Raw genomic sequence first — 11,714 nt, 5'->3', positions numbered from 1 at the left:
ATCAACGGGACTGGCGCGATTCGAACGCGCGACCTATCGCTTAGGAGGCGATGAAATATCCTTACATAGCAAGGGTTTCAGACTTTCAGGAGTATTTTTACACCCAAGTTACACCCAAAATGTCAACTTCATCATTCCTTAATAAGGGCGATCGCCATTATTCTTCAATTTCTTCTTCAGGGAGATAGCGCAAAAAATCTCCTGGTTGGGCATTAAAAGCTTTACAAATGGCGTTCTGATTATCTTTCGATGGATAAGCTTCTGGATCACCAAACAGCCTATAAGCGGTTGCTTGTGGCAGTCCGGTGATCTTCCAAAATTCGTAGGCGTTTTTACACCCTCTAACTTTTGCAAACTCAGCAATCGTATTGATCATAGCCATTCCATGAGAGTATCACTCTCACTACAAGGATACTCTCACTGAGCAAAAGTATCCATTGAGCAAGAGTTCTCATTCAATGGATATTCTCACTGAATGAGAGTACAATCGTAGGCACACTAAACCCAGTCCTCCGACTTCCGATCTTCAGGACTGGGTTAAACCCCTATGTAGGAGTACCCCTATGATGACAGATACACAACCGAATGATCGTTATCAATCCGCTAAGGATGCGGCAGGAGAAGCGATCGAGGCGTTGTTTACCCGCTATTGGGCAGACAGCTTTGATGCTGAACTATTGCAAAACCGTCTTGCTGAAACGATCCTATTCTTTACCCGCAATGCTCGGAGTTTGGAGGAACCCCACCCTTATCCTGAATTGCTGGATGCAGAAGATGAACAAGCGATCGCCCCTCAGATATCCTCTGATCTGAGGATTGAGGCTTCTAACTCTGCCCAGTCTAGTTGAGCAGGAGTAAAGCCAATGTCTTTTCAATCTCCTGAACAACCCCTGATTGATCTAAAAGATCGCCCCTCTCCTGAGATTTTGCGGGTATTGGCGATCGGTAGTCCTGAAGTGGTGAACTCGTTTGTAATGAGTCTGTTTCAGCTTGGGTATGCAAGACCAGATGAATGGTCTAGACAACTTCCAACGGTCAATCCTGGTGAGGTGATGCGGATATTGACCAAACGGATCAGCCTGACAGATTAGACGGTTACAACATCACTCGACAAATCTAAACCCGGTAGGCTCTACCGGGTTTTCTGTCTATTCAGGGCTATTTGCCCTCTCTTGCAATCTTAAAATTTCTTTACCAGTGAGAACTTGCTTGAATTTTCTAGAGAATAACGGGTTTTTACTTCCCCCAGTTGGAGCTTAAGCAGCAGAATTATAGAGGCTTCGTCCCTGTCCCTGATAGCACTCATAAACGTGCTGGTAAACTTGCTCACATTTCTGTTCATAGATTTCGGCTGAGTAAGTTTCTGGCAATTGGTCTAACGTCTCTTCGATCGCCAGTCTGACTGCTGCCCTTGATTGTTGCCGCTTACGCCAATCGAGAACTAGCTTTTCCCGCTTTAGTGTCTCTAGAAGTTTCTGAGCTACTTGCTTAACGGCTTGCTCTTCCTTCTTACTCAAGTCAATTTCTGGTTTAGCCAGTAGGTCAAAGATGGCTAGCTCTTCTTCGGTTAGGTTTTCGGCGATCGCTCGCTGATCCTCCGTTCCCAATTCCTGAGCAAAGTTGATTAAGTCGTTGAAGAATAGCTCAACGTTGCGAGAGTCGCTGTTGTAGTCCTCAATCATCTGCTGAAACCGTTCCAGGTAGTTCACACGGCTTCGATTGAGGCTCACCATCTGCTGAAGTTTGCGGTTAAGGGTGCCCTTGAGTTTTTCTGCTTGAGTACGCTGATAGCCTGTCTCAAATTCTGCTTTGAGGGCTTCAAAATCAAGCTGGCTGAGATCGATGTACTGCCCTTGAGTATCAGGGATTACAAATTCTCCTGCCAGAATTGAGTCATCTAGTAGGGCTTCTACCTCTGCTTTGACTTCGGAGATGTCTACATCAGGAACTTCGTTGCGGATTTCTTGACTGAGGCGACTGAAGAAGGCTTCGGTTGCAGTGAACTCGTTAGCATCAGGATCGGGCAAGATGGCTTTGTAGAGGCGAGTGATGTTTCCTGCCAGGGAGAAGTAGGTGCGTTTGGAGTCGTCGTTAATCAGAATGGCTTCAACGGCATCAGCCCAGAGCTTTGTGCGCTCAAATGCAGTCTGAGTTGTTTGGAATTTGGAGAGGTCAATGCCTTTAGCAGTGCAAAACTCGGTTGCTTCTGCGATCGCCCCTCTCAACTGTTCGAGCAAAGCTGCTTTCGGCTTAACGGGTACATCTCCTTCTTCAATGCCTCCACCCGAAGCAGAACCGTAGATCGCCAGCGCTTTTTTCAGGTTCTTGAAGACTCCGATGTAATCGACAATTAAGCCGTTAACTTTTTCCCTGAAAACCCGGTTTGCCCTGGCAATGGTCTGCATCAGGGTATGGTTTTGCATAGGTTTATCGAGGTAGATGGTGGAACAACTAGGAGCATCGAACCCTGTGATCCACATGGCGCAAACGAACACAATCCTGAGAGGGTTGTTTGCATCCTTAAATTTCTCGTCTAGACCGGGGGATTCATGCACTAGCCGCTTACGATGGGGCATGATGTCTAGCCCCTTCTTCTTAAAGTCGGCTTCCTCATTCTGAGAAGACGAGATTACGACTGCCATATCCGTTGATTCGAGGTAGGCAATCTGCTCCGAGAGCTGCTGTTGGTCTGCTTCGTTAGCGATCGCAAGTTGGGCTTTTAGGGCTTCGATGTGCTGTTTCCAGTAGTGCTGAACTTTGTCATACATTTTGACTGCGGTGAAGCGATCGATCGCAATCACCATTGCTTTGCCCCGATAGCCTCGTCCTAAGAAGTGGTTTACGAGGTCTTCTGCAATTTTTTCTAGGCGATCGTCACGGGTGATCAGGTGATATTCACGGCTGAATTCTCGCTCTAGTTTGCGTTCTTCCTCTTCATCCAGCGTGGCAGTTTCAACGATGCGGTAAACGTCTTCGTTAAGTTCTTCGTTGGTCAGTTGCAGTTCAGGGATACGGTTTTCGTAGAAGAGGGGAACGGTTGCCCCGTCTTCAATGGATTGGCGGAAGTTGTAAACGCTGATGTAGTCGCCAAACTCTTCTCGTGTTTTCTCTTCGCCTGCCAAGAGGGGAGTACCTGTAAAGCCAATAAATCCAGCATTGGGTAGAGCATTTCTCAGGTTTTGAGCGAAGGTGTCATACTGCGATCGGTGGGCTTCATCGGCAATCACAATGATGTCTGAGCGATCGCTCAACTTGGGATATACAGCCCCTTTCTCCGTTCGGAACTTCTGAATTAGGGTGAAGACGTAACGGTGATCTTCTCGCAGAAGTTGTTTTAAGTGTTCGGCGTTTTTAGCCCTGACTTCTTTTTCAGGTTCGGTAACGGCTCCCGCGTAGGCAAAATTTTTATAGATTTGGTCGTCCAAGTCTTCCCGATCGGTGAGGATCAGGAATGTCCAATTTCCGGGCTGTTTACGGAGAATTTTCTGGGAGAAGAAAACCATCGAGTAGCTTTTGCCGCTGCCCTGGGTATGCCAGAAGACTCCTAATTTGCCCCGGTTCTGTCCAATCTGCTGAACGGCAGCGACGGCATTATTTACCCCCAAGAACTGGTGATTTTTGCCCAGAATCTTGATCAACCGTCCCCCAGCCGTATAGAAGAAGGTGAAGTTTTCAGCCACATCTAGCAAACGGGTTTTGTCACAGATGCCCCGAATGATGGTTTCTAGGGAAATAATGCCAGTTTCGCCTTCATCGTTAATCTTTTTCCATTCAGAGAAATGCTCCCATTCTGCGGTGACTGCCCCAACTCTGCTTTTTTTGCCGTTGGAGAGGATCAAGAAGGCGTTGTACCAAAACAGGTGAGGAATTGTGTTTTTGTAATCGGTGAGGTTCTTTTGGTATGCCTGTTCTAGTCGCTGATGGTGGGCTTTGAGTTCGATGAAGACGAGGGGTAGACCGTTGACGAAGCCGATCAGGTCTGCCCGTCTGCTGTAAATTTCTCCGGTAACCCAGAACTGGGAGACAAGCAAAAATTGGTTATTGTCTGGGGTATTCCAGTCGATGAGTTTGACGGTTTCTTCCTGCTCCTCATCCTCATCTGTCTTGAAGCGAACTTTGACCCCATTTTTGAGCAGTTGGTAAATTTCGCGGTTGGTAGCTTCTAAGCTAGTGCTACGATCGCGTGTTAGTTCCTCAATAGCAAGCTGAAGGGCTTCGTTGGGTAAGTCTGGGTTGAGTTGCTGTAGGGCTGATCGTAATCGAGGAATCAGGACAACCTCACCTCTGGTTTCTCGTCCGAGAGTGCCAGTAGTGCCTAACGTCTCCTGATAGGCGTTGATAGTGTCCCAACCCAGTGTGGAGAAGAGGGCGATCGCTTCGTTTTCTAGGGCTTGCTCGGAATCTAGGTGAGGTTGGGGCATATGTATTCGTTGAGTCAGTTAGGTGATGACTTTATTTAGAGTTCTGGGATATCCATATGTTTCATCATCTACCTTAATAATTTGTTGGCATTTAACGTTTTTACCTGAAATTAATATCGCCGCTATCTATATTGTATTTACCTTCTTCTACGCGCTTGACCACAACTATTAGAATGTTTTAGCAAATGTGAGTGATCAGCACACACGAAAACTTTGCCACGAGGATTAGAAATCAAGTCCTTATTCTTAAAATCTGTTTGGAGAGCTTGATCGTGAGAGCAAAGTAGTCGTGCACCAGAAATACGAGCAAGGGCTATTACATGAGGATCATTAGATACACAAAAACCCGTATTGTTGACTCTTAATTCTTCTGAATCAACATTTTCTTTTTTGATTAAAATCGCTTTCCCGGCAGAAATAAGCTGTATTAAAAAACGCCTTGGCTTTTCCAACATAAAAAGTTCTTCAGCCAGCTTGCCTCCTAAGACGATTTTTCCATCTTTTTCTAACACCCACTCAATTACTTTAATAAAATCTTTATTACAGGGTTGAGAAAATACAGTCGAAGCAAGATTTGCGTCAATAATTACACACATTATTATTTTCAACTAAATTCCAAAAAATCTTCTCTCTTCATCTAGGAAAAACTTTCTATAGCCTGAAGGTGGGTTTTCAATATTTCCGTTCTTGTCAATTCTGATTCTGTGTATTTGAACATCATTTCCATCACGCTCAAAGTACAAAATTTCCACTTTGTTTGAAGTAATACCTTTTCCGTCCCTTATATCCATACGAATACGATCAATTAGGTAATCACTATGAGTCTCGATTATGAATTTTTTCTTGTGGTTCTGAACTAGCGTTGCAAGAAATGTTCCTAGCTCAGCTTGTGCTCTTGGGTGAAGATGAACTTCAGGTTGCTGCATAAGAAAAATGCGGTTATTCTGCTCTAGAATACTATCAACAAGAATGGGTAAGACTTGGCTAACTCCATATCCAACATCTACTAAGTTTCTTGGTGAGCCAGAGAGCTTAACACGAATCTGGAATGGGTCACCTTCTTTCTTTCCTAGTTGTTTAATATCTAAGCTAGTAAATAGTCCACATGCTTTACCAAATTGTTCTAAACCCTCTTTTAACACCTCCCATTTCTCCAAATCGCCACGAAATAACTTCGCCAGAACCATTGGTACATGCTCACCCTCGGGCTGAGGAATATCTCGAACAGGATTGTATGTACGCCTAGAGCGGGTTCTAATTGGAGCGAAAGCATATGGTCTTTTAGCTCTAGTAGATAATCGCAGATAGTCTAGTATTCTACGAATTACATTTGCATCTTTTTCCTCAAGTGGTTCGTTTTCATCCTGTGAGTTAGTTACTCCTCGAAGAAGCATTTGATTATCTAGAAGCAGAGGAATAATTTCCCATTGAAGAGGATTTACTCTATCTACTGAAGTTGTTGAATCTCTAAAAACAGGAAGCTTAAAACTTTTTCTGCCCGATGGGGCTTCAATAAGTATTTTTAAGTCATTTGGTTCCAGAGTAATTCGATAGTGAGAAGAGCTTATACAAAGTTCTCGTAAAGTAGGTTGTCCTCCTGCCTTATGGAAAAAACCTTCAACTTGTATAGGGTCAGTGAGAGCATTATCAGTATTTTTTTTAATAGAAGAGTTAAGTGACAATTCAAAACCAATAGTAAAAGTTGACGCTCGCCCACCTCTTCCACCAGAGTAATGAGCAATCTCATCAAATGTTCCAAGATTAAAAGGTTCTTCATTAAAGTCTGGACTTAATACTCCATAGCCTATATCCCAAGCAATTCGTGCAGCAGATAGGAAGGTTGATTTGCCAGTACTATTTTCACCAACTAATAGCGTTAGAGGAGCTAGAGAGATTAATTGTTTTTGGTGGAAGCAACGCAAATCTTTTAGTATCAGCTTGTCCATATACCTAGCTACTCACCCTTTTTAGTTAATAAAATTAATAGAGCTACCGCCAACCACCTTTATCATAATTTATGCAGCGATCGCCCCTTCCTCTCTCACTTCATCCAACTTCTCCACATCAATCTCACCTGAAATCAGCTTAGGCAACAGCAGATCACGAGTCTGTTTGAGGTTGTAATTCTTCAAAAGTAGATTCTTAATTTGCTGAAATATAGGGGTTGTATTTTTGGTAAAAGATTGCATTGTTGCTTTACTAGGAACCAGGAAATCAAAAATTCTAAGTTTTTCCTGGCTTAGATTGTCCTGAGTAGTGCCTTTTGAGACGTTCTGCATTCTCAGCTTGACTTGCTCAATAGAATATTTGATAAATTCAGCACTAACTTGTTCTGGGTCAGCAACAAAACCAATAATGCTATCTGGAAAGCAAGCTGGATATGTCAATATGGCTGTTTCAGCTATGTTAGCGGCGATCGTAATCAGCAAGGTTCCAGATTCCCATAGCTTACTTTGGGCTAAACCTATTTCATTGTAAGTTTGGCTATGACTTGTTATGTAAAGCGATTGAGAAGCTTCTTTAACTTCTCCTGTCTGGATGAATGGATAGTTACCGCCATAGAGAGAAGGATCGTTTCTTGGGCGATGCTTCGACTTCCCTCGTCCTAAAAAACCCAATTTCTCAAGTTTTCTAACGCTCCATCCTTCAGGAATTAACCCTAATTCTGAATCAACAAGTTTGATTTGTTCATGACCAGGAAAGCGGAACTTGACGAACCACTCATCGTAGAGCGATCGCGCCATCTCTTCCAGGATTTTGATGCGTCTTGTGTTGTTTTCAATGAGGCGATCGTAGGCAGAGAGGATATCAATAATTTGTTGTTGAGTAGGTAAGTTTGGATAACTTAAAGGTAAAGACCGTATCATCTCAAGGCTTACATAACTCTGTGCTACTCCTCCCTTTATCCCATACAAAGCATTTTGGAAAATATGACCTTGAATCCAGTAATAAAGGTATTCAGGCAATATCACTGCTTGATTTGGTCTTAAAATTGAAACACTGCTAGATAAACCAAAGTAATCGCTTAATTTGTATAAATAAGGCTCACCCATTGAGCCGATAATGCTAAACAAAACATCACCAGCTTGAGGTTTTGAAAGAGCTTTTGAATCTTCGCGGAAGTATTTGTCGTAATCCTTCTGAGAGATGTAATCAATCTTTGATAAATCTAATCTTCCATCCTTAAAGTTCTTAGACGTTAAGTACATAACGCCTGCGGAATGTCGCTTAATCGAGGCATGAGCACCATCGCCAACGATACAGCGATCTCCTATTCTTTCCTCCTTCCAATTGTGTTTGAAACTTTTAGAGTTCATTAGTCAACCCTCCAGCAACATTGCTACATTACTGGAAATTTGTTCTTCCAACTCTCTCGCCTCAGCATTCAGAAGTTCTAATTCCTCGTTCAACTCCTCCAACCGTTCCGCAAAATCAAAATCCTCAACCGCTCGTTCTGCCACTCCCACATAACGCCCCGGATTCAGGCTCCAACCCTGTGCCTCAATCTCTGCCAGTGTTGCCACTCGGCACAGTCCCGCCACATCCTGATATGCCCCATTCGGGAATTTCTCATCCAGTAAAGCTTGGCTCCCGTTGGTAATTTGTGGCAGTTCACCCCGATAGAGCCGCACAATATTTGCCAGAAACTCAATCTGCTCATCCGTAAAGTCTCGATGCGCCCGGTCTAACTGACGGTAAATGTGCCGTGCATCAATAAACAGCACCTTATCCTTCCGGGCAGTCCTCACCTTGCCCCGGTCTAAAAACCACAGCGTACAGGGCAACGTCACCGTATAGAAAAAGTTAGAGCCGATGGCAACCATCACATCCACTACCCCAGCCTGAATCAGCTTTTGCCGAATCTCCAGTTCGCTCCCCCTAGCATCACTGGCAGAATTCGCCATGACAAAGCCCGATCTGCCCGTCTCATTCAGCGCACTATAAAACAGTTGAATCCAGATGTAATTAGCGTTGTCAGCCTTCGGTAGCCCCAACTCCTTAAACCGAGCATCTGCCTTCATCTTCTCCTTATCCACCGCATTCACATTAAACGGTGGATTTGCCATCACAAAATCAAACTTGCCTAGAGACTGGTGAATGTCTTCGTAGTAGCTGTTCCCCTCTCGAATGCTGCCCAGCCCCGACAGCCCATGCACTGCCAAGTTCATCTTGCATAGTCGCAGCGTTTCCGCTACCCGTTCCTGACCATACAGGCTGATCTCACTGTTTGGGTCTACCTTCTTCCTCGTCTCCACCAATGCCGCACTCTGAACGAACATACCCCCCGACCCACACGCAGGATCGAAAATTCGCCCATGAAACGGCTCAATAATCTCCACAATCAACTTAACCAGAGCTAAAGGCGTAAAGAACTCACCTCCCTTCTGCCCCTCACTCCGGGCAAACTCACCCAAGAAATACTCGTAAATCTTGCCGAACACATCCCCTTCCAGCGTCTCTAGCTCTTGGGTGAAGTTCAGCGTCTTCAGCAACGATACCAGCAAGTCATTATCAAAGCGGTTGTAGGTTCTCGGTAAAACACCATCTAGCTCCGGGTTCTCCTCCCCGATCGCTTTCATTGCCTCATTGATCGCCTTACCGATATCTGCCCCTTCCGGCAAATTCAGCAAATTCGAGAACCGGGCAACATCCGGCAAATACAGTACGCCCCTCGCCTGATAGTCCAGCTTCCCTACCGTCCGGCGACGACGAGAACCCGTTTGTGCTACTGCCAGTTCCTTCTCGACCTGCGTAAATTTGTAATCCGCATAGCACAGAAAAATTAGCCCCAACACAGGCACCGAATACTCCGAAGACTTCAGCTTCGAGTTTGCCCGTAGCGAATCTGCTGCTTCCCAAAGGCGTTTTTCTATCACAGAATAATTCGCTGCCATCAACTCCTACCTAGTTATGCCCTAACTACCCCCACTGTTGCCAGTGCTGTTTAGGCATCGTACAGGAGTATTAGGGCAGTTTGAAGAGGCGATGACCGTCTATTCCATTTAAAACTCAGCCTTACCCAAACCTCAAGTACTCTCATCGATCAAGCTAAGAAAATAGTTTTATTTGATTACTGAGTAAATCTAACTATGCACTTTCATTCGTTACATTGATAAACAAAAATATTTATTTGAACAACAAAACTAATCACTACTTTGGGTACTGTTCTGGTTATCTTCCTATGCTAGGCTCAATAAGCGACTTCAAAAAGTGGGTATTCTGTATTACAGACTGCCAGAACGTTAAATTAACTGTGATTTAATGCCTTATACTCTCTATAGAGAGTGTTTAGGTTTTGTGTTGAATTTGAAACTTTTCTTAAAGTTGTTAAGCTAATGAATTTAGAAGAAGACAACTTGTCACTCGAAGACAATCAACGTCAGCTTACACAAGCTTCAGACGATTACGTTCTGGGCAAAGCAGACCGGGGAGAGTTAAAAAAAGCTGAATCGAAGTATAGGGTGGACTACACATCTGCAACACTTGAACTTGCAGGTATTAGGCAGCAAATTAAGTATGAGTTTAATCGCTTGAAAGTTCTTGCTACTAAAGCTTTACACTTAGGCAAAAAGCTCGAGCGTAAATGATAAAAATCATTAACTCTATTGATGATTACGAGTGATAATACACAGTGAAGCGATTCGATCTGCAATTGAAACGACTAAGCTTTGTACAACTTTAGAATCAAATACAGTTGAATTCATACTGTACATACATAAAACACCTAAACATTGATCGACTTGTCCAACTCTAGGAACAATGATTGGGACTGCAATTAGAGTTCTATAGGGAAACCAATTTGCTGTCTCTCTACCATTTATAAATAAGTACTCAGTCGAATCAGAAGTCCACTGCCCATTTTTGCGGGATATATGGATAACGCGAGGTTCTCGATCAATGTAGGTATATCCTGCAAGTCCACTTCTCGTGCGATCTGGTGCACCAACATAAAAGCGTGTCCTTGCCCTAGCAACATCGACTGAGTTTGCCTGTCCCCACAAAATTAGGAAATCAGAAGAAGACGGGTCAGGGTGCCACATCTCGATAGCGCACTCTTGGAATAGATAGAAAACATCGAGGGTCTTCTCTAATAACTCTTCTATCAAACGCTGAACAGCTTCATGGCTTGGCGGTCTAGATCCACCAAACATAATACCGCGTCCTGATGAATTGTAAGTTTGCTTAAACTCCCGAAGTAATCGCAATAAAGTATCGTCTAACTCAATGAGATTGATAGAAACTTTATGTGCTCTAAAAAATTTTAGTGCTGTAAAGGTAGAGGGTAGAAGTGCGACTATCATCAAGAGAGCAATCAGCCACAGCTTAATGGGTATGCTTTTACCCATTGTTTCAACAGTAATTAAAAATAGAGCATCTGCTCTATTCCCTAAAATCCCTGCAAGGGCTGCAATAAATATTGGAGCAAGAAAGGGAAACGCTCTCCCTAATCTTCTAAGTTCACCCATACCCTGAATCTATAGGCGTTACTGCCTCAAGTAATAAATATTACAAGACTTTCGTATCAGTCCGACTTAGTACAGTTCTTACTACAATTAAAACTCCCTAAGGTTTCTATTGATTTCTGTATGCTTGCCTTACTTATGAGAAGGATGTAGATGAGTTTACATTACTTTGACCAAAAAAATATCTTCAAGAGGTCTCTTAGTGTAACAGCATCTCAATCTGCTCATGAAATTCTTTCAGTTACCTTCAACAAGCGATCGCCCCTACACTTGAGCAAGCATTGCCTCAACCTTGTTAATCCGTTTCTGCAACACCTCAATCTGCCGATCCAGTTTCTTCAGTTGCTTACCACGAGCGATCGCATTCTCCATCGGACAAAATAAACTGAGCATCCCGACGCTCAATCAGATCACCTGCTCACGAGTTGCAGCATCACTCTTGCAACTACACCCGATCGCCCTTCACATCAGAAGGTGGTTGTAAGCATTGATCGCCTGTCAAAACCTGGGCTGAACCGTCTGGATGAAAGTCAACACAAGCGTATTGGGGTTCCTGAGTCAGAACTGCCCAAACAAAGCTGAGAGCTACGCCAAAAACAATCGTGAGCGGGATAACAACCCGCATTTTTGACCAACGGAATTCCATAAAAAAGCACCCGCCAACTATTTTTCAAGATGCCCTTTTAATAGTCATGCTGAACCCTATGGGTACGGCGGAAAGACCAGGCATCTAAAACGTATCCTGGCGATCGCTAAAAAGATTAGTTTTAGCAAGAGATTTTTTGATGCTTATGCCCCTTGAGTTAGCTGTAAGATTTTACTGACAAGG

The 11,714-nt window shown here is 43.8% G+C and carries 12 protein-coding genes and 1 tRNA gene; 3 read left to right on the top strand and 10 right to left on the bottom strand.

The window, feature by feature from the left end; translation table 11 throughout:
* Positions 1–5 precede the first annotated feature (5 nt).
* Together ACR6Z4_RS18430 and ACR6Z4_RS18425 are read right to left on the bottom strand one after the other, a co-directional pair.
* A tRNA-Arg gene (locus ACR6Z4_RS18430) sits at positions 6–105 on the bottom strand.
* 52 nt (positions 106–157) lie between these two features.
* Positions 158–376, bottom strand: a complete 219-nt coding sequence (locus tag ACR6Z4_RS18425; RefSeq protein ID WP_479718770.1) for a helix-turn-helix domain-containing protein — start codon at positions 374–376, stop codon at positions 158–160.
* A gap of 187 nt (positions 377–563) precedes the next feature.
* Between ACR6Z4_RS18425 and ACR6Z4_RS18420 the strand changes: the two genes are divergently transcribed.
* Both ACR6Z4_RS18420 and ACR6Z4_RS18415 read left to right on the top strand, forming a co-directional pair.
* The gene (locus ACR6Z4_RS18420) at positions 564–848 is read left to right on the top strand and encodes a hypothetical protein (protein WP_479718769.1); all 285 of its coding nucleotides are present in this window, start codon (positions 564–566) and stop codon (positions 846–848) included.
* Positions 849–863: 15 nt separating this feature from the next.
* Positions 864–1,091, top strand: a complete 228-nt coding sequence (locus ACR6Z4_RS18415; protein ID WP_479718768.1) for a hypothetical protein — start codon at positions 864–866, stop codon at positions 1,089–1,091.
* A 165-nt stretch (positions 1,092–1,256) separates the two neighbouring features.
* On the opposite strand, the gene ACR6Z4_RS18410 is transcribed toward ACR6Z4_RS18415, so the two are convergent.
* The 5 genes from ACR6Z4_RS18410 to ACR6Z4_RS18390 form a co-directional block, all read right to left on the bottom strand.
* Positions 1,257–4,421 carry a type I restriction endonuclease subunit R gene (locus tag ACR6Z4_RS18410; protein ID WP_479718767.1) on the bottom strand — a complete coding sequence of 1,055 codons (3,165 nt, stop codon included), beginning with the start codon at positions 4,419–4,421 and terminating at the stop codon, positions 1,257–1,259.
* Between the two features lie 137 nt (positions 4,422–4,558).
* Positions 4,559–5,017: a hypothetical protein gene (locus tag ACR6Z4_RS18405; RefSeq protein WP_479718766.1), complete on the bottom strand. Its 459-nt coding sequence runs from the start codon at positions 5,015–5,017 to the stop codon at positions 4,559–4,561.
* Positions 5,018–5,029: 12 nt separating this feature from the next.
* Complete coding sequence (locus ACR6Z4_RS18400; protein ID WP_479718765.1) at positions 5,030–6,367, bottom strand: DUF3696 domain-containing protein; 1,338 nt, start codon at positions 6,365–6,367, stop codon at positions 5,030–5,032.
* A 69-nt stretch (positions 6,368–6,436) separates the two neighbouring features.
* Positions 6,437–7,738 (bottom strand): restriction endonuclease subunit S, encoded by a 1,302-nt coding sequence (locus ACR6Z4_RS18395; RefSeq protein ID WP_479718764.1) that lies wholly within the window; start codon positions 7,736–7,738, stop codon positions 6,437–6,439.
* Positions 7,739–7,741: 3 nt separating this feature from the next.
* Positions 7,742–9,316, bottom strand: a complete 1,575-nt coding sequence (locus tag ACR6Z4_RS18390; RefSeq protein ID WP_479718763.1) for a type I restriction-modification system subunit M — start codon at positions 9,314–9,316, stop codon at positions 7,742–7,744.
* 441 nt (positions 9,317–9,757) lie between these two features.
* Here ACR6Z4_RS18390 and ACR6Z4_RS18385 point away from each other — a divergent pair, with 441 nt between their 5' ends.
* Positions 9,758–10,009, top strand: coding sequence for a hypothetical protein (locus tag ACR6Z4_RS18385; RefSeq protein WP_479718762.1), 252 nt, complete (start codon positions 9,758–9,760; stop codon positions 10,007–10,009).
* A gap of 15 nt (positions 10,010–10,024) precedes the next feature.
* On the opposite strand, the gene ACR6Z4_RS18380 is transcribed toward ACR6Z4_RS18385, so the two are convergent.
* From ACR6Z4_RS18380 to ACR6Z4_RS18370, 3 genes are all read right to left on the bottom strand, one after another.
* Complete coding sequence (locus ACR6Z4_RS18380) at positions 10,025–10,888, bottom strand: hypothetical protein (protein ID WP_479718761.1); 864 nt, start codon at positions 10,886–10,888, stop codon at positions 10,025–10,027.
* Between the two features lie 261 nt (positions 10,889–11,149).
* Complete coding sequence (locus ACR6Z4_RS18375; protein WP_479718760.1) at positions 11,150–11,278, bottom strand: hypothetical protein; 129 nt, start codon at positions 11,276–11,278, stop codon at positions 11,150–11,152.
* A gap of 52 nt (positions 11,279–11,330) precedes the next feature.
* Positions 11,331–11,510 (bottom strand): hypothetical protein, encoded by a 180-nt coding sequence (locus tag ACR6Z4_RS18370; protein WP_479718759.1) that lies wholly within the window; start codon positions 11,508–11,510, stop codon positions 11,331–11,333.
* Positions 11,511–11,714: the final 204 nt, after the last annotated feature.

Source organism: Calyptranema fuscum S582, assembly GCF_055793305.1.
The sequence above is the reverse complement of the archived record's forward strand: the minus strand, read 5'-3'. Positions and strand labels throughout refer to the sequence as shown.